16 protein-coding genes are annotated in these 18,244 nt (G+C 40.0%); all 16 read left to right on the top strand.

Translation table 11 applies throughout. From position 1 onward, the window contains the following. Window positions 1–673 precede the first annotated feature (673 nt). The 16 genes from HMPREF1517_RS06100 (at window position 674) to HMPREF1517_RS06025 (ending at window position 18,164) form a co-directional block, all read left to right on the top strand. Window positions 674–1,063 (top strand): hypothetical protein, encoded by a 390-nt coding sequence (locus HMPREF1517_RS06100; RefSeq protein ID WP_037600146.1) that lies wholly within the window; start codon window positions 674–676, stop codon window positions 1,061–1,063. Window positions 1,064–1,227: 164 nt separating this feature from the next. Continuing rightward, window positions 1,228–2,019, top strand: a complete 792-nt coding sequence (locus HMPREF1517_RS06095) for a ParA family protein (protein WP_037600145.1) — start codon at window positions 1,228–1,230, stop codon at window positions 2,017–2,019. Window positions 2,020–2,115: 96 nt separating this feature from the next. Then, window positions 2,116–2,304: a hypothetical protein gene (locus HMPREF1517_RS06090; RefSeq protein WP_371482609.1), complete on the top strand. Its 189-nt coding sequence runs from the start codon at window positions 2,116–2,118 to the stop codon at window positions 2,302–2,304. A 79-nt stretch (window positions 2,305–2,383) separates the two neighbouring features. Further along, window positions 2,384–3,700, top strand: a complete 1,317-nt coding sequence (locus tag HMPREF1517_RS06085) for an ISLre2 family transposase (RefSeq protein ID WP_051412001.1) — start codon at window positions 2,384–2,386, stop codon at window positions 3,698–3,700. 671 nt (window positions 3,701–4,371) lie between these two features. Continuing rightward, window positions 4,372–7,953, top strand: a complete 3,582-nt coding sequence (gene rpoB, locus HMPREF1517_RS06080; protein ID WP_037600140.1) for a DNA-directed RNA polymerase subunit beta — start codon at window positions 4,372–4,374, stop codon at window positions 7,951–7,953. A gap of 100 nt (window positions 7,954–8,053) precedes the next feature. Next, a complete protein-coding gene (gene rpoC / locus HMPREF1517_RS06075; protein WP_002887020.1) occupies window positions 8,054–11,692 on the top strand; it encodes a DNA-directed RNA polymerase subunit beta' in 3,639 nt (1,212 codons plus the stop codon). Window positions 11,693–11,854: 162 nt separating this feature from the next. Continuing rightward, window positions 11,855–12,217: a DUF1033 family protein gene (locus HMPREF1517_RS06070; RefSeq protein ID WP_002887019.1), complete on the top strand. Its 363-nt coding sequence runs from the start codon at window positions 11,855–11,857 to the stop codon at window positions 12,215–12,217. 80 nt (window positions 12,218–12,297) lie between these two features. Further along, entirely contained in the window at window positions 12,298–13,239 is a 942-nt protein-coding gene (gene comGA / locus HMPREF1517_RS06065) for a competence type IV pilus ATPase ComGA (RefSeq protein ID WP_037600137.1), read from the top strand. Then, a complete protein-coding gene (gene comGB, locus HMPREF1517_RS06060) occupies window positions 13,121–14,221 on the top strand; it encodes a competence type IV pilus assembly protein ComGB (RefSeq protein WP_269634940.1) in 1,101 nt (366 codons plus the stop codon). Before comGA ends, comGB begins: the two co-directional genes overlap by 119 nt. Further along, window positions 14,218–14,544, top strand: a complete 327-nt coding sequence (comGC, locus tag HMPREF1517_RS06055) for a competence type IV pilus major pilin ComGC (protein ID WP_002885815.1) — start codon at window positions 14,218–14,220, stop codon at window positions 14,542–14,544. The genes comGB and comGC overlap by 4 nt, the downstream gene beginning before the upstream one ends. Continuing rightward, window positions 14,504–14,932 (top strand): competence type IV pilus minor pilin ComGD, encoded by a 429-nt coding sequence (gene comGD, locus HMPREF1517_RS06050; protein ID WP_253183867.1) that lies wholly within the window; start codon window positions 14,504–14,506, stop codon window positions 14,930–14,932. The genes comGC and comGD overlap by 41 nt, the downstream gene beginning before the upstream one ends. A 31-nt stretch (window positions 14,933–14,963) precedes the next feature. Beyond that, window positions 14,964–15,194 carry a competence type IV pilus minor pilin ComGE gene (gene comGE / locus HMPREF1517_RS06045; RefSeq protein WP_051412000.1) on the top strand — a complete coding sequence of 77 codons (231 nt, stop codon included), beginning with the start codon at window positions 14,964–14,966 and terminating at the stop codon, window positions 15,192–15,194. After that, window positions 15,181–15,618, top strand: a complete 438-nt coding sequence (comGF, locus tag HMPREF1517_RS06040) for a competence type IV pilus minor pilin ComGF (protein ID WP_037600123.1) — start codon at window positions 15,181–15,183, stop codon at window positions 15,616–15,618. The genes comGE and comGF overlap by 14 nt, the downstream gene beginning before the upstream one ends. Beyond that, window positions 15,596–15,913 carry a competence type IV pilus minor pilin ComGG gene (gene comGG, locus HMPREF1517_RS06035; protein ID WP_037600122.1) on the top strand — a complete coding sequence of 106 codons (318 nt, stop codon included), beginning with the start codon at window positions 15,596–15,598 and terminating at the stop codon, window positions 15,911–15,913. The genes comGF and comGG overlap by 23 nt, the downstream gene beginning before the upstream one ends. A 44-nt stretch (window positions 15,914–15,957) precedes the next feature. Continuing rightward, entirely contained in the window at window positions 15,958–16,914 is a 957-nt protein-coding gene (locus HMPREF1517_RS06030; protein WP_037600121.1) for a class I SAM-dependent methyltransferase, read from the top strand. 56 nt (window positions 16,915–16,970) lie between these two features. After that, window positions 16,971–18,164 (top strand): acetate kinase, encoded by a 1,194-nt coding sequence (locus HMPREF1517_RS06025; RefSeq protein WP_003095894.1) that lies wholly within the window; start codon window positions 16,971–16,973, stop codon window positions 18,162–18,164. Window positions 18,165–18,244 lie beyond the last annotated feature (80 nt).

Here is an 18,244-nt window from a genome sequence, read left to right as displayed (position 1 = left end):
TGCTATCACCTCCTTTCGTCAGTAATAACCACGCTTGCGTGGTAAGCTGAAAACGAAAGAGGGGGAGCTTGGAACATAAACAGTACAAAGATACGGAAAGCGTAAGAGTTTATCAAAACAATAATTACAAACATAAATATATTTATAATTATAATTATAAATTATTGACAACTTAGTGAGGTTTTAGTATAATAACAGTATCAGAATTACTTGTTCCATGTCACCTTATAGGTTCATGGAAGCGTTATGAAATTTTAACGTAACGTAGTAGAACGCAGGATAACTCCTGCGTTTTTTTTATGATGAATTAGATTACGTCATTTTTCTATTAACAGCAGGGAAAACTTAATCGTCTTGCTGTCCCTTTAGGAACCCCCAAGCTCACGAGCTTGGGGGTTATGCTTTCCGTTATTTACTATCTTCATGCTTCAGTAAGTACATGAGGACAAGTATCAGAATTACTTGTTCCATGCTATCACCTCCTTTCGTCAGCAATAACCACGCTTGCGTGGTAAGCTGAAAACGAAGGAGGGGGAGCTTGGAACATAAACAATACAAAGATACGGAAAGCGTAAGAATTTATTAGAACAACTGACAATCAATATATTTATAATTATATTGATGTTGAAATTGTGTTATAATGTCATTATAACTTGATTAGGAGGAAGTTAATATGAGAAATACACAACGAGTTGATAGTTTGCTTGTCCTCACTTCTGATATAGCAAGGATAAATCAAATTGTTGCCCAATCACATGATTGGGAACTTAAGGAATTAGATGAATTCCTGGAAGAGTATGTTGAGGGAGACAAATTAAAGAAAACTAACCCTAAACCCGTCTTTGTTTCGACTAAACAAAGTTTTAGTCTTTTTACGGTTGAGACAAAAACAATTCATGGGAAAAGCGCTTATCTTTTGACATTAGTTTCAGGGTATAGCCCTATGAATTGGGATCCAGAATTTTTTGCTGCTGCTGAAAGAGAAGTTGATTTGAGTGGAAAACCAGTATATATGAGGTTGTACAAAGATCCTGAAGATGGTATTAATTATCCTGTAAGGTAGATAGCAATATTGATTTGAGAACAGTGTAGCGACTACACTGTTTTTTATTGTCAAAAATCAACATCAATATAAATATCATTATAATTATATCGATGTTTATATTGACAAATATAATTATAATGATATAATAGTAATATAGTTAAACAAGGAAAGGAAGCATCAAAATGAAAATCGTTACTTTTGCTGCTATTAAAGGAGGGGTGGGAAAAACCACTCTAGCATATAACCTGGGGGAAGACCTAGCTAAAAAGGGGAAGTCTGTTCTTTTTTTAGACATTGATCATCAATGCAACCTAACACAAACCTACAATATTTTTGAAGCTGAAGGAACGATAGCAAATATCTTCAGACAAAAAGGTGAGGTAACTATCCATCATGTTAAAGATAATATTGACCTTATCCCTGGTTATATCCGCCTAGACAATATTGAAAAAGACCTTGAAACAAAGTCTTATAAAGATATGCTACTTTACATGTGGTTAGAGGATAACTATGAAAGTAAGAATTTAGGACAATACGATTATATTATAATTGATTGTCATCCTGACTTTTCGACAGCAACTAGAAATGCGGTAATTGTTAGTCATGCGGTTATAAGTCCTGTTATTCCTTCTGAACACGGTTATCATGCTAAGTTTAATCTCAAGGAGCGTCTGGAAGAGTTGAAAGCTGAGACTTTTGATTATAAAACAAGAGAAAGTTTTGTGACAGCCAAACTATTCTTTGTCGGCAACATGATTAAACATAACACAAAATCTTCTAAAGAGTTGATAGAAGCACTTGCTGAAGAAGATGATGTTATTGGATTTATTCCACAAAAAGAACTTTTTAACCGTTCAACGATGGATAAGATTTCCCTTCCTGAGATGAAAGAAGATAAGGTGATTTATCAACATAATAAAAAATTCTTTGATGATCTTGACGTGACTTTTGAAGAAATTGCTGCTAAACTATAAATATAAACATAGATATAATTATAATTATAATTATAATTATATCTAATAAAGGGATATCTAATGGCATTTGATAAAAACAATAAAAATATTAGTGAAATGTTGAAGGCTACTGAAGAAAAAGAAACAAAACAAGAAGTAGTGAAGGTAGTAGAAGATTTTGAAAGAACAAAGCAGTTCCAATTCACGTTACAGCCCTCTGTACGTGAGAAGATAAATCGTTTAGCAAAAGAGAACGGTTATCGCTCTGCTTCATCATTTCTAAATGACTATTTCAAAAACTTATAAACATAAATACAAATATAATTATAAATATAAACATAATGACCTATTATAAGTAGGTCTTTTTTAATATATTGGAGGAAGAATGACAGCATCATTTAGTGAATTAGAGTTTCATCAAAAATTGAGGGAAAATAATCAGCAATTATTCCTTAAGATGGTAGCTTCTTATGAGAAGACAATAGCAACTAGCATGAGGGCTCAAGGCTTCAAAAGAGTTAACGAAAAAGAACGAACAGTAACCTTTTCATTTGGAACTATGACCTTTTCAAGAAGTCGTTGGAAGAAGGGAAATGTCATTAGGGTTCCTTTAGACGAACAGTTAGGACTTATTCCACGGCAGCGCTTTTCGCAAGAGTTTCTATACTTGGTGACTGTTTTGGCCTCTTTTATGCCTTACCGTAAAGTCGTTGAGGTATTTGATTTATTACAAGATATTGGTATTTCAAAGAATGTCGTTCATAGGGCCGTGTCTGAAGTAGGTAATCTCATCAAGCAAAAAGAAGAGTACGATTCTTGGGCTTTATCAGAAAGTATCGAACGAAAGGAAAAAATCAAGACCGACATAATTTATATTGAAGGTGATGGTTTTTGGGTGAGAAAGTCGGAACGGTCCTCCGTAGAATTAAGCCATTTTGTCGTACACACGGGTTCTGATAGTAGTTGTAGAAAGAAACTGCAAAATAAATTTGAAGTTATTAACTCAAAAGTGAAAAAAGCTAAAGATACACTGCTTGATTATATAACAACTAATTTTGAGCTAGCACCAGGAACAACTATCATCACAAACTCAGATGGGGGAAAAGGCTACACCCCGTCATCATTCCGTGAATTTGTTAAATTTTGTTCCAAGGGTGAGCATATTCACTTTTGGGACCCCTACCATGTTAGTGAGTGTATCAAGAAAAATCTTACTCCTATTTCTTGCGATTTAGCTGATGCTGCAGTCAAGAAAATTAAGAAAAGAGACAGGACAGGCCTAAAGGTAATCTTAGATACAGCAGAGTCGCTATTAGAGACAGATGCTAAGATAGAGTCATTTCAGGCCTTCAAGAAACGTATCATCAATGACTTTAGCTATACGGCATCACCAAAGGATAGAGGTCTAGGGGATTTAACCATTGGTGTGATGGAGTCACAACACAGAAAAATGACATATCGAATGAAAAAACGTGGTATGTATTGGTCAGAAGAAGGTGCTGTTGCTATGGCTCAAATAATTTTGTTGTATTATTCAGGAGATTTACGGGATATATTTTTTGGTAGTTGGAGAAAAGAATACAAAAAAATAAAAAAACTAGATCATTTTGATCTAGTTAGGGGAGAAAATAAAAGTGAGCATTTGATCCCTGGAGCAAGAGTTGCACGTGATGGTTTGACTCCTATGATTAGGAAATTATGATAATAGAAAATTAAAAGAACCCTTGATATTATAGGCTTTTAAGAAACTTTATTTAGCAAAAACACTTGCAATATGCTCTAATTGTGGTATAATAATCTTATAGATAAAACACGAGAAAAAGACGGAAGGTGTTCGCGCACCTGCCGCCTTACCGATTAAACAAAGCGCACCTTTGCTTAATCAGTTTAGAATTATTGTATCATCAAGATAACAGTAAAGTCAAGACTGAAATGAGTGAAAACGCTACACTTTTTCGGTCTTTCTTTTATGTTCTCTTGGTGATTTTAATTTCTCCCAAAACAAGACACATACGAATTTCCAAGAAAACTTGCAAAAAAGCAAAAAATTAGGTATAATATAGACAACTATTTGTCGTCTTACTTGGTTGAAATATTGTCCAATCAAGAGATACAGCAGTTAAATCAACGTTTTTTCGGTCAGATTTAGCTGCTATTTTTGTGCTTATTTTTAGGATTTTCAAGCGTTGTAACTCATATTTAAAGGTTCTAAAAATTCACAAACTAAGTTTTTTGCTTATCCTTAATCAGATAAGTGGATGTTAGTGTTTAATCACTTGTTAATGGGACAAGCAACTGAACAAGGCAGAAGACAAATATTTAAAGTGCACGACTTGCAAAGCAGGTCTCGAATGTAGAAAAGGAGTAGAAGACTTGGCAGGACATGACGTTCAATACGGGAAACATCGTACCCGTCGTAGTTTTTCAAGAATCAAAGAAGTTCTTGATTTACCAAACTTGATTGAAATCCAAACGGATTCATTCAAAGAATTCTTGGATACTGGTCTTAAAGAGGTTTTTGAGGATGTACTTCCTATCTCAAACTTCACAGACACTATGGAATTGGAATTCGTTGGTTACGAATTGAAAGAGCCTAAGTATACACTTGAAGAAGCTCGTATCCACGATGCATCATACTCAGCACCTATCTTTGTGACTTTCCGTCTTATTAACAAAGAAACTGGTGAAATCAAAACTCAGGAAGTCTTCTTCGGAGATTTCCCTATTATGACTGAGATGGGTACTTTCATCATCAATGGTGGTGAACGTATTATCGTTTCTCAGTTGGTGCGCTCACCTGGTGTTTACTTTAACGATAAGGTTGATAAAAACGGTAAAGTGGGTTATGGATCAACAGTTATCCCTAACCGTGGGGCATGGCTTGAGCTTGAAACAGATTCAAAAGACATTGCCTACACTCGTATCGACCGTACACGTAAGATTCCATTCACAACGCTTGTGCGTGCGCTTGGATTCTCAGGTGATGACGAAATTGTTGATATCTTTGGTGATAGCGAGTTGGTTCGTAATACCATTGAAAAAGATATCCACAAAAACCCAGCAGATTCACGTACTGATGAAGCGCTTAAAGAAATTTATGAACGTCTTCGTCCAGGTGAACCAAAAACTGCCGACAGCTCACGTAGCTTGCTTGTAGCTCGTTTCTTTGATCCACGTCGTTATGACTTGGCTGCTGTTGGTCGTTACAAAGTCAATAAAAAACTTAACATCAAGACACGTCTTTTGGGACAAATAATTGCTGAAAACTTGGTAGATCCTGAAACAGGTGAAATCCTTGTTGAAGCTGGTACTGAAATGACACGTGATGTGATTGATTCAATCGCAGAATATTTGGATGGTGATTTGAACAAATTTGTATACACACCAAACGATTATGCGGTGGTTACAGAACCTGTTGTTCTTCAAAAATTCAAGGTTGTTGCACCAAATGATCCAGATCGTGTGGTTACAATTGTTGGTAATGCCAACCCAGATGATAAAGTTCGTGCTTTGACAACAGCGGATATCTTGGCTGAAATGAGCTACTTCCTCAACCTTGCTGAAGGTATTGGTAAAGTAGACGATATCGACCACCTTGGTAACCGTCGTATCCGTGCGGTTGGTGAATTGCTTGCTAACCAATTCCGTATTGGTTTAGCTCGTATGGAACGTAACGTACGTGAGCGTATGTCAGTTCAAGATAACGAAGTCTTGACACCACAACAAATCATTAATATTCGCCCTGTAACTGCAGCTGTTAAAGAATTCTTCGGTTCTTCACAGTTGTCACAGTTCATGGACCAACACAACCCATTGTCAGAGTTGTCACACAAACGTCGTTTGTCAGCCTTGGGACCTGGTGGTTTGACACGTGACCGTGCCGGATATGAAGTTCGTGACGTGCACTACACGCACTACGGTCGTATGTGTCCAATTGAAACACCTGAAGGACCTAACATCGGTTTGATCAATAACTTGTCTTCATATGGACACCTTAACAAGTACGGTTTCATTCAAACACCATATCGTAAGGTTGACCGTGCAACTGGTAAAGTAACCAACGAAGTGGTTTGGTTGACTGCTGATGAAGAAGATGAGTACACAGTTGCTCAGGCTAACTCTAAATTGAACGAAGATGGAACATTTGCAGAAGAAATCGTTATGGGTCGTCACCAAGGTAATAACCAAGAGTACCCATCACACCTTGTAGATTTCGTGGATGTTTCTCCTAAACAGGTAGTTGCCGTTGCGACAGCATGTATTCCTTTCTTGGAAAACGATGACTCTAACCGTGCCCTCATGGGTGCCAATATGCAACGTCAGGCTGTGCCTTTGATTGACCCTAAAGCACCTTATGTTGGTACTGGTATGGAATATCAAGCTGCCCATGATTCAGGAGCTGCAGTTATTGCTCAACACGACGGTAAAGTTGTTTACTCTGATGCTGATAAAGTTGAAGTTCGTCGTGAAGATGGTTCTCTTGATGTTTATACTATTCAAAAATTCCGTCGTTCAAACTCAGGTACTGCCTACAACCAACGTACTTTGGTTAAGGTTGGCGATATTGTTGAAAAAGGTGACTTTATCGCTGACGGTCCATCTATGGAAGGTGGAGAAATGGCCCTCGGTCAAAACCCTATCGTCGCTTACATGACATGGGAAGGTTACAACTTCGAGGATGCCGTTATCATGAGTGAGCGTCTTGTGAAAGATGACGTTTATACATCTGTTCACTTGGAAGAATTCGAATCAGAAACACGCGATACAAAGCTTGGGCCTGAAGAAATTACACGTGAATTGCCAAACGTTGGTGAAGAAGCCCTCAAAGACCTTGACGAAATGGGTATTATCCGTATCGGTGCTGAGGTTAAAGAAGGTGACATTCTTGTTGGTAAGGTAACACCTAAGGGTGAAAAAGACCTTTCTGCTGAAGAACGTCTTCTCCACGCTATCTTTGGTGATAAATCTCGTGAAGTACGTGATACATCACTCCGTGTACCTCACGGTGGTGATGGTGTCGTTCGTGATGTTAAAATCTTCACACGTGCAAACGGTGATGAATTGCAATCAGGTGTTAACATGCTTGTTCGTGTTTACATCGCTCAAAAACGTAAGATCAAGGTCGGAGATAAGATGGCCGGTCGTCACGGTAACAAAGGGGTTGTTTCTCGTATTGTTCCTGTTGAAGACATGCCTTATCTTCCAGACGGTACACCAGTTGATATCATGTTGAACCCTCTTGGGGTGCCATCACGTATGAATATCGGTCAGGTTATGGAACTTCACCTTGGTATGGCTGCTCGTAACTTGGGTATCCACATCGCAACACCAGTCTTTGACGGGGCAAGCTCAGAAGACCTCTGGGATACTGTTCGTGAAGCAGGTATGGATAGTGATGCTAAGACAATCCTTTACGATGGACGTACAGGTGAACCATTTGATAACCGTGTGTCAGTTGGTGTCATGTACATGATCAAACTTCACCACATGGTTGATGATAAACTTCATGCTCGTTCAGTAGGTCCTTACTCACTTGTTACCCAACAACCTCTTGGTGGTAAAGCACAATTTGGTGGACAACGTTTCGGTGAGATGGAGGTTTGGGCCCTTGAAGCTTATGGTGCATCAAATATCCTTCAAGAAATCTTGACTTACAAGTCAGATGACGTTAACGGACGTTTGAAAGCCTATGAAGCTATCACTAAAGGTAAACCAATTCCAAAACCAGGTGTACCAGAATCATTCCGAGTACTTGTTAAAGAATTGCAATCACTTGGTCTTGATATGCGTGTCCTTGATGAGGATGACTACGAAGTTGAATTGCGTGATCTTGATGAAGGTGAAGATGACGATGTCATGCACGTCGATGATCTTGAAAAAGCACGTGTACAACAAGCCAAAGAAGCTGCTGAATTAGAAAAAGCTAAAGAAGAAGCTTCAGATAAAACAGAATAAAATAAGCTTTAGAGAGGGAGTTCACTCTCTCTGCTAAGGTAGCTGATAAAGGTGAGAATAGCGCTGCTATTGTCAATAGAACAAAAGAAAGGTAATACTAGTGGTTGACGTAAATCGATTTAAAAGTATGCAAATCACACTAGCTTCACCAACTAAGGTCCGTTCATGGTCTTATGGTGAAGTTAAGAAACCTGAAACAATCAACTACCGTACGCTCAAACCAGAACGCGAAGGTCTCTTCGACGAAGTGATCTTTGGTCCTACTAAAGACTGGGAATGTGCGTGTGGAAAATACAAACGTATCCGTTATAAAGGTATCGTTTGTGACCGCTGTGGTGTTGAAGTAACACGTGCTAAGGTTCGTCGTGAACGTATGGGTCACATCGAGTTGAAAGCACCAGTATCACACATCTGGTACTTCAAGGGAATCCCTTCTCGTATGGGATTGACTTTGGATATGAGTCCTCGTGCGCTTGAAGAAGTTATCTACTTCGCAGCTTACGTGGTTATCGATCCAAAGGAAACACCACTTGAACCAAAATCTCTCTTGACAGAACGTGAATATCGTGAAAAATTGCAAGAGTATGGACATGGTTCATTTGTCGCTAAAATGGGTGCAGAAGCTATCCAAGATCTCTTGAAACAAGTGGATTTGGAAGCTGAAATTGCTGAACTCAAAGAAGAGTTGAAGACAGCAACTGGTCAAAAACGTGTTAAAGCTGTTCGTCGTTTGGACGTTCTTGATGCCTTCTATAAGTCTGGTAACAAACCAGAATGGATGGTTCTTAACATCTTGCCAGTATTGCCACCAGACCTTCGTCCAATGGTTCAATTGGATGGTGGACGTTTTGCGGCATCTGACTTGAACGATCTTTATCGTCGTGTTATCAACCGTAACAACCGTTTGGCTCGTTTGCTTGAATTGAATGCCCCAGGTATCATCGTGCAAAACGAAAAACGTATGTTGCAAGAAGCGGTAGATGCCCTTATCGATAATGGACGTCGTGGTCGTCCAATCACTGGACCAGGTAGTCGTCCACTTAAATCTTTGAGCCACATGCTTAAAGGTAAACAAGGTCGTTTCCGTCAAAACTTGCTTGGTAAACGTGTTGACTTCTCTGGACGTTCCGTTATCGCCGTTGGTCCAACACTTAAAATGTACCAATGTGGTGTGCCACGTTTGATGGCCATCGAACTTTTCAAACCATTTGTGATGCGTGAAATCGTTGCGCGTGAATACGCAGGTAACGTGAAAGCCGCTAAACGTATGGTTGAACGTGGCGATGAACGTATTTGGGATATTCTTGAAGATGTTATCAAGGAACACCCAGTACTTCTTAACCGCGCACCTACTCTCCACCGTTTGGGTATCCAGGCCTTTGAACCAGTCTTGATTGATGGTAAGGCCCTTCGTCTTCACCCATTGGTATGTGAGGCCTACAATGCCGACTTTGACGGTGACCAAATGGCCATCCACGTTCCATTGTCTGAAGAAGCTCAAGCTGAAGCACGTTTGCTCCTTCTTGCGGCTGAACACATCCTTAACCCTAAAGACGGTAAACCGGTCGTAACGCCATCTCAGGATATGGTTCTTGGTAACTACTACTTGACTATGGAAGAAGAAGGCCGTGAGGGTGAAGGTATGGTCTTCAAGGATATTGATGAGGCAGTTATGGCTTATCGTAATGGTTATGTTCACTTGCATAGCCGTGTAGGTATTGCAGTAGACAGCATGCCTGATAAACCTTGGAAAGAAAACCAACTTCACAAGATTTTGGTTACAACTGTTGGTAAGATTCTCTTTAACTCAATCATCCCAGCAGAAATTCCATATCTTCAAGAAACAACAAATGAGAACTTGACAGATAGTACACCAGATAAGTACTTCCTTGAACCAGGTCAAGATATCCAAACAGTAATTGATAGTTTGGAAATTAATGCACCGTTCAAGAAGAAAAATCTTGGTAACATCATCGCTGAAACCTTCAAACGTCTTCGTACGACTGAAACATCAGCCTTCCTTGACCGTTTGAAAGACCTTGGTTACTACCACTCAACACTTGCTGGTTTGACAGTTGGTATCGCCGATATCCCAGTTATCGATAATAAACAAGAAATTATCGATGCTGCTCACCACCGTGTTGAAGAAATTAACAAGGCCTTCCGTCGTGGTTTGATGACAGATGATGACCGTTATGTTGCTGTTACAACAACATGGCGTGAAGCGAAAGAAGCCCTTGAAAAACGTCTGATTGAAACACAAGATCCTAAGAACCCAATCGTTATGATGATGGACTCAGGAGCTCGTGGTAACATCTCTAACTTCTCTCAACTTGCCGGTATGCGTGGTTTGATGGCCGCTCCTAACGGACGTATCATGGAATTGCCTATCCTTTCAAACTTCCGTGAAGGTTTGAGCGTTTTGGAAATGTTCTTCTCTACTCACGGTGCGCGTAAAGGTATGACCGATACGGCCCTTAAGACAGCCGATTCAGGTTACCTTACTCGTCGTTTGGTTGACGTTGCCCAAGATGTTATCATCCGTGAAGACGACTGTGGAACAGACCGAGGTCTTCTTATCCGTGCGATTACTGATGGTAAAGAAGTTACGGAAACACTTGAAGAACGTCTTCAAGGTCGTTACACTAAGAAATCAGTTAAGAATCCTACAACAGGTGAAGTAATCGTAGGTCCAGATACTTTGATTACTGAAGACATGGCTGCTGCTATTGTCAATGCTGGTGTTGAAGAAGTAACTATCCGTTCAGTTTTTACATGTAACACACGTCACGGTGTCTGCCGTCACTGTTACGGTATCAACTTGGCAACAGGTGATGCGGTTGAAGTTGGTGAAGCAGTTGGTACTATCGCCGCTCAATCTATCGGGGAACCTGGTACACAGCTTACTATGCGTACCTTCCACACCGGTGGGGTAGCCTCAAACACCGATATCACACAGGGTCTTCCACGTATCCAGGAAATCTTTGAAGCACGTAACCCTAAAGGGGAAGCGGTTATCACTGAAGTTAAAGGTACTGTTATTGAAATCGAAGAAGATGCCGCAACACGTACTAAGAAAGTCTTCGTTCAAGGTAAGACTGGAATGGGTGAATACGTTGTTCCATTTACAGCTCGTATGAAAGTTGAAGTGGGTGACGAAGTACACCGTGGTGCAGCCTTGACAGAAGGGTCAATCCAACCTAAACGTCTCCTTGAAGTGCGTGATACCTTGTCAGTTGAAACTTATCTTCTTGCAGAAGTACAAAAAGTTTACCGTAGCCAAGGGGTAGAAATCGGTGACAAACACGTCGAAGTAATGGTTCGTCAAATGCTTCGTAAAGTACGTGTTATGGATCCAGGTGATACAGATCTCCTTCCAGGTACACTTATGGACATTTCTGACTTCACAGATGCTAACAAGGATATTGTTATCTCTGGTGGTGTTCCTGCAACATCTCGTCCAGTTCTTCTTGGTATTACGAAAGCCTCACTTGAAACAAATTCATTCTTGTCAGCGGCTTCCTTCCAAGAAACAACACGTGTGCTTACAGATGCAGCTATCCGTGGTAAGAAAGACCATCTCCTTGGACTTAAAGAAAATGTTATCATTGGTAAGACTATTCCTGCTGGTACAGGTATGGCTCGTTACCGTAACATTGAACCACTTTCAGTTAACGAAGTTGAAGTTATTGAAAATATTGCTGTTGATGAAGCAATTGTGGAATCATCTGAAGACTAAAACGAAATCAAAAGAACTCACAATTCATTGTGAGTTCTTTTCGTATTTATATGACTAGAATTTCTTCAATTTTTGATAAATATAAAATATAAGACCATTTTTTTTATCTTTTCCAGAAAATTTTGTATAATAGGAACACCAAAGATGAAGTGAGAAAGAAAAATGTACCAAGTAGTTGAAATGAAAGGGGATTTGGAACCGTGGTGGTTCTTAGAAGGCTGGCAAGAAGATATCATCAGTACTAAGGAATTTGAAAATTTTTATGATGCCCTCAAATACTATAAAAAACTTTGGTTTGCTATGGAAGAAACCTTGCCAAGTTATATCAGCCGTAGTAGTGTCATGACTGCTTTTTGGGACCAAGAGGATAAACACTGGTGTGAGGAGTGTGACGAATATCTGCAGGTCTATCAATCGATTGCTCTTTTGGATGATTGGCAGGAAATTCCTGAGGAAAAATACCGTCCGGGATATGAAAAGCGAAATGACCTTCCAAATCATGCCCACTGTAAAATTAAACGTTAAACAATGCAGAAGCTCGAATTTTTTCGGGCTTCTTTTCATTTTCTTAAACTTTTTACGAATAGGTCTATGAGGAGGTCCTTATGGTAACAGAATTTGCTAAGGAAATGATCAAAAATGCTGATAGTTGTGGGGCTCAAGACATCTATGTCATTCCACGTCAGGATAATTACGAGCTCTATATGCGAGTTGGCCAGGAGAGGAGATTAATTGATGTATATCGGCCTGATTTCATGGCTAGTCTTATTGGTCACTTTAAATTTGTGGCGGGAATGATGGTGGGTGAGAAGCGTAGGAGTCAACTAGGTTCCTGTGACTATGATTGTGGTGATGGTCAAAGGGTTTCTCTGCGTTTATCAACCGTTGGGGATTATCGCGGCTTAGAAAGTTTAGTTATTCGTGTTCTACATTCCGAACGTCGAGAATTGGTGTATTGGAATCAAGGAATCCAGCCGATTATGGATGCTTTGGATTATCGTGGCTTGTATCTCTTTGCAGGTCCCGTAGGTTCTGGAAAGACTACGCTTATGCATGAATTGGTTCAGGAGCGTTTTAAGGGACAGCAGGTGATTTCGATTGAAGATCCTGTGGAAATTAAACAGGATAATGTCTTGCAACTCCAGGTAAATCAGGCAATTGACATGACGTATGATAATTTGATTAAGCTATCACTACGTCACCGCCCGGATGTTTTGATTATTGGAGAAATTCGAGATAAGGAGACTGCTCGAGCGGTTATTAGAGCTAGTCTGACAGGAGTGACTGTTCTTTCAACTATTCACGCAAAGAGTGTGGCAGGTGTTTATGAGCGTCTTCTGGACCTTGGTGTAGATAAGTCTGAGTTGGATAATGCTCTTCAAGGGATTGCCTATATGCGTTTGATTAAGGGAGGAGGTGTGATTGATTTTGCCAGTGAAAATTTCCAAAGCCATTCGTCAACCAGCTGGAACCAACAGTTGGAAGGCTTGGTTCAACAAGGATATCTCACTGAAGGGGATGTCCAAGGGGAAAAAATTAAAGATTAATCAGCAAGTCAAGGTTATCCAGCTTTTCAAACAACTTCTAAAGGCAGGGTTTACTTTAACTGAAATCGTAGCCTTTTTGGAGCGAAGTCACTTGTTGAAAGAATCGTCATTATCTCTTATGAAAGCAAGCTTAATGCGAGGCGACAGGCTAGACCAGATGTTTGCGTCAGTGGGTTTTTCGGACAATATTGTTACTCAGATTGCCCTTGCTGATAAGCACGGTAATCTTCTAGGGAGTTTAACCAAGATTGAAACCTACATGCTTCGCATGACCAAGGTTCGCAAGAAACTCATGGAGGTAGCGACCTACCCTATCCTACTCCTGGGTTTCCTGATTCTGATTATGTTAGGACTTAAAAATTATCTTTTACCTCAACTGTTAGAGGGTGATGGTAAGGATAATTGGGCTGTACAGTTGGTTCAAATCTTTCCCCAGCTCTTCTTTGTGAGTTTGTGTGGACTTCTTGTATTAAGCTTAATTCTTTATCTATGGGTCAAACACCAGCCAGCCCTTGTCTTTTACCGACGAATGGCAAAAATCCCTTTTATAGGGCAAACTGTCAGGCTATATACGACTGCCTATTATGCTAGGGAATGGGGAAATCTCTTAGGACAAGGCATTGACCTGTTAGATTTGGTTTCTCTTATGCAAGAGCAAAAGTCCAAGCTCTTTCGTGAGCTGGGGGCTGATTTAGAAGAGGCCTTGATGCTAGGACAGAGTTTTCCTGACCGTATTGCTACTCACCCTTTTTTCACTAAGGAACTATCCTTGATTATTGCTTATGGAGAGGCTAATGCTAGGTTGGGCTATGAGTTAGAAGTCTATGCTGAAGAGGTTTGGCAGGCTTTCTTTAACCGTCTTAATAAGGCAACAACCTTTGTGCAACCCCTCATTTTTATTATTGTTGCTGTCGTGATTGTAATGATCTATGCAGCCATGCTATTACCAATGTATCAAAATATGGAAGGAATGATGTCATGAAAATGATGTTAAAAAAATTGAATGCCGTTAAACTACGAGCTTTTACGCTAATTGAAATGCTAGTCGTGCTTCTCATTATCAGTATTCTCCTCTTGCTTTTTGTTCCTAACTTGAGTAAGCAGAAGGATTCTGTTAAAGAGACTGGAAATGCGGCTGTGGTCAAGGTCGTGGATTCTCAAGCAGAACTTTATGAAATGAAGAATAACAAGACAGCTAGCTTAGCAGCTCTTGTTTCAGAAGGTCAAATAACGCAAAAACAGGCAGATTCATACAATGATTACTATGCGAAACATGGTGGCGAAAGCCGCTCAGTGGCCAATTAGAGCCTTCACCTTGTTGGAGAGTCTGGTGACATTAGCAGTGGTTGCCTTTCTCACTCTGAGTTTGTCAGGCTCAGTGACAGGTATTTTTCAACAGGTTGAAACTAACCTTTTTTATCTGCGCTTTGAGTACCTATACCGAGATAGTCAGCGCTTGGCAGCGGCGGAAGGGGCCAATGTTGAATTGCAGTTGACCAAGGATAAAATCAGTAACGGAAAATCCAGTCTGGTGATTCCTAAAAGTATTCATCTTGATAAGGGGCAGACGCTAATGTTTGATGCCAAAGGAGGCAACTCGAGCCTCACGAAAATTCGTTTTTCAAGTGATAAGGAGGTGGTGACCTATCAGCTTAACATGGGTAGCGGTAAATATAAAAAGACGGTCTCTTAGAGGCTATATTCTTATCGAAAGCCTGGTAGCAATGGCTGTCTTAGTGCTTGTCAGTGGTCTTATATTAGATCAAATCAATACCAATCGTAGGTTAATGGCTAGGAATCTCCACCAACAGGAGGTTTTGAGTGTGGCAACCATGGCAGTTCAGACCAAACAGGATCAGTTGACCTTAAATGGTATCACAGTGACAGTAAAACGTAGCAAGCAAGGTATCGCGGTTTATGAATCAGGAAAGGAGATTATTCATGTCTCTAAATAGTAAGGTCCGCGCCTTTACCCTCTTGGAATGTCTAGTAGCCTTGTTGGTGATTGCTGGTTCAATTCAAGTTTATCAAGGTCTGACCACAGTATTGGTGAGCAATGTTAAGCAGGTCAAGCAACAAGAAAACCAAGACTGGCTTCTATTTGTTCAACAAATGGAGGCAGAGTTAGAAGGTTGTCAGTTTGTAAAGGTAGAAGGGAACAAACTCTATGTTAAGCAGGATAATCAAGACCTGGCTTTTGGCCTTTCAAGTGCTACTGATTTTCGAAAAACAAATGCTGACGGTCGAGGCTACCAACCAATGCTTTTCAATGTAAAATCTAGTACGATTAGTCAAAATAACCAGATAGTCACTATCCAAGTGACTCTTAAAAATGGGCTACAAAGGAGTTTTGTTTATGCTTTTGAAAAAACAGGTTAGGGGAGGCGTTCTCCTCTACGCTCTTTTTATGGCTGGCATTTTCACACTTCTTCTTCATGTTTATCTGGAGCGGGTGGTTGCTAGCTCTAGACAAAACCAAGCGCAAATGACTTCCAGTCAAAGTCATCTCATGGCAGAAATGACCATGGACTTGGTGGACAAGGAAGCTGGTGCTTTTAGTTTTTCTCAGGGAACTACGACTTATGAGGTTAAGGACAAACAAGTGATTGTTAGAGTTGCCAGTAAAGGCCAAATCAAGACCTATCGTTATATGAAGAAACAGGAGCAGAAATAGAAATTCTCTTCCCTTTTTGATATGATAGAAGGACGGAGGAAATCATGAATTTTGAAGCAATTGAGACAGCTTTTGAGCTATTGTTAGAAAATGTCCAAACCATTGAAAATGATCTTGGAACCCATGCTTACGATGCACTTATTGAGCAAAATTCCTATTATTTGGGGGCTGAGGTAGCTAATGAAGTCATCATCAAAAACAACGAGAAATTACGAGCTCTTGATCTAAGTAAAGAGGAGTGGCGTCGTGCTTTTCAGTTCTTGTTTATCAAACTAGTGCAATTGGAAGCTTTACAAGCCAATCACCAATTTACACCAGATGCTATTGGATTTATCATTCTTTACCTACTCGAAGGTTTGACCAAGGACGACCAATTAGATATTTTAGAGATTGGTTCAGGGACAGGAAACTTAGCTGAAACCCTTCTAAATAATAGTCAGAAAACCCTTAATTATATGGGAATGGAAGTTGACGATCTCCTTATCGATTTGTCAGCTAGTATTGCTGATGTGGTGAATTCAAGTGCAGTTTACATCCAAGAAGATGCTGTTCGACCACACATTCTCAAAGAGAGTGATGTTATTATCAGTGACCTACCTGTTGGGTATTACCCAAATGATGAGATTGCGAGTCGTTTCAAGGTTGCAGCAACTGGTGAACACACCTATGCCCATCACCTTCTCATGGAGCAATCACTCAAGTACCTGAAGAAGGATGGTATTGCTATTCTTTTGGCACCAACTAATCTTTTGACAAGCCCACAAAGTGACTTGCTTAAGAAATGGCTATCAGGATATGCTGATATTATTGCCGTTATCACTCTTCCAGAAGCAGCTTTTGGCAATAAACATAACATGAAGTCTATCTTCGTGCTTAAAAAACAAACTGAAAATGCTCCAGAGACCTTCGTTTATCCACTTAGCGATTTGCAAAACCCAGAGATTCTCAAGGATTTCACAGATAATTTCCAAAAATGGAAATCAGATAATTCCATTTTCTAGCAAAACATGTTAGAATAGGACTATATTATTGAAAGCGTTTTACAAAGAGGTGGCTTATGACAAAAACAATAGCAATTAATGCAGGAAGCTCAAGCTTGAAATGGCAACTATATGAGATGCCAGATGAAGTTGTTCTTGCTAAGGGTTTGATTGAACGTATCGGCTTGAAAGATTCTGTTTCAACAGTAAAATTTGATGACCGTTCAGAATCGCAAACCCTAGATATTGCTGACCATGTTCAGGCAGTAAAAATCTTGCTTGATGATTTGATTCGTTTTGATATTATCAAGAGTTATGATGAAATTACAGGTGTTGGTCACCGTGTAGTTGCTGGTGGAGAATATTTCAAAGAATCAAGCTTGGTGGATGAAGATGCCTTGGCTAAGATTGAAGAATTGTCAGCCTTAGCACCTTTGCACAATCCAGGTGCAGCTTCAGGGATTCGGGCCTTTAAGGAGCTCCTCCCAGATATTACCAGTGTTGCTGTTTTTGATACAGCCTTCCATACGTCTATGCCGGAAGTGGCCTACCGTTATCCAGTGCCTAATCGCTACTATACAGACTACCAAGTCCGTAAGTATGGAGCACACGGAACTAGCCACCAATATGTTTCTCAAGAAGCAGCTAAGTTGTTAGGTAAGCCAATTGAAGAAACTAAGATTATCACAGCCCATGTGGGAAATGGTGTTTCAATTACTGCCGTTGATGGTGGTAAATCAGTAGACACGTCAATGGGGTTGACACCACTTGGTGGCGTTATGATGGGAACACGTACTGGGGATCTTGACCCTGCGATTATTCCATTTGTTATCGACCGTGAGCCTGAAATGGCAGATGCTGAGCGTATCCGTCACGTCTTTAATAAGGAATCAGGTCTTCTTGGTATTTCTGAAAAATCAAGTGATATGCGTGATATCATTGCTGGTAAGAATGCTGGCGATGAAAAATGTGTGTTAGCCTATAATCTTTATGTGGATCGTTTGCGTAAATACATTGCTCAATATTTCGGTGTGTTGAACGGAGCGGATGCTATCGTCTTTACAGCAGGTATTGGTGAAAACTCTGCAGAAGTTCGTGCTTCAGTCTTGGATGGTCTCACTTGGTTTGGTATTGAAGTGGATCCTGAAAAGAATGTCTTTGGACATGTAGGCGACATTACAACAGCAGAGTCAGCTGTTAAAGTATTTGTTATCCCAACAGATGAAGAGTTGGTGATTGCACGTGATGTTGAGCGCCTTAAAACTAAATAAGTTATCAAAAATTTGATAAGACCAGAAAAGTTGGCTGAGTGATTGGCCAGCTTTTTTGAATGCTCTGACAGAATCATTCG

The sequence above is a fragment of the Streptococcus sp. ACS2 genome, assembly GCF_000525585.1.
In the GTDB taxonomy this organism is placed as follows: Bacteria; Bacillota; Bacilli; order Lactobacillales; family Streptococcaceae; genus Streptococcus.
This window is presented reverse-complemented; position numbering and strand designations above follow the sequence as displayed.

Excerpts from the sequence above, each read along its gene's own strand:
- HMPREF1517_RS06100 (WP_037600146.1), top strand. The coding sequence starts at position 674 with ATGAGAAATACACAACGAGTTGATAGTTTGCTTGTCCTCACTTCTGAT.
- HMPREF1517_RS06095 (WP_037600145.1), top strand. The coding sequence starts at position 1,228 with ATGAAAATCGTTACTTTTGCTGCTATTAAAGGAGGGGTGGGAAAAACC.
- HMPREF1517_RS06090 (WP_371482609.1), top strand. The coding sequence starts at position 2,116 with ATGTTGAAGGCTACTGAAGAAAAAGAAACAAAACAAGAAGTAGTGAAG.
- HMPREF1517_RS06085 (WP_051412001.1), top strand. The coding sequence starts at position 2,384 with ATGACAGCATCATTTAGTGAATTAGAGTTTCATCAAAAATTGAGGGAA.
- HMPREF1517_RS06070 (WP_002887019.1), top strand. The coding sequence starts at position 11,855 with ATGTACCAAGTAGTTGAAATGAAAGGGGATTTGGAACCGTGGTGGTTC.
- comGA (WP_037600137.1), top strand. The coding sequence starts at position 12,298 with ATGGTAACAGAATTTGCTAAGGAAATGATCAAAAATGCTGATAGTTGT.
- comGC (WP_002885815.1), top strand. The coding sequence starts at position 14,218 with ATGAAAATGATGTTAAAAAAATTGAATGCCGTTAAACTACGAGCTTTT.
- comGD (WP_253183867.1), top strand. The coding sequence starts at position 14,504 with ATGCGAAACATGGTGGCGAAAGCCGCTCAGTGGCCAATTAGAGCCTTC.
- comGE (WP_051412000.1), top strand. The coding sequence starts at position 14,964 with ATGGCTGTCTTAGTGCTTGTCAGTGGTCTTATATTAGATCAAATCAAT.
- comGF (WP_037600123.1), top strand. The coding sequence starts at position 15,181 with ATGTCTCTAAATAGTAAGGTCCGCGCCTTTACCCTCTTGGAATGTCTA.
- comGG (WP_037600122.1), top strand. The coding sequence starts at position 15,596 with ATGCTTTTGAAAAAACAGGTTAGGGGAGGCGTTCTCCTCTACGCTCTT.
- HMPREF1517_RS06030 (WP_037600121.1), top strand. The coding sequence starts at position 15,958 with ATGAATTTTGAAGCAATTGAGACAGCTTTTGAGCTATTGTTAGAAAAT.
- HMPREF1517_RS06025 (WP_003095894.1), top strand. The coding sequence starts at position 16,971 with ATGACAAAAACAATAGCAATTAATGCAGGAAGCTCAAGCTTGAAATGG.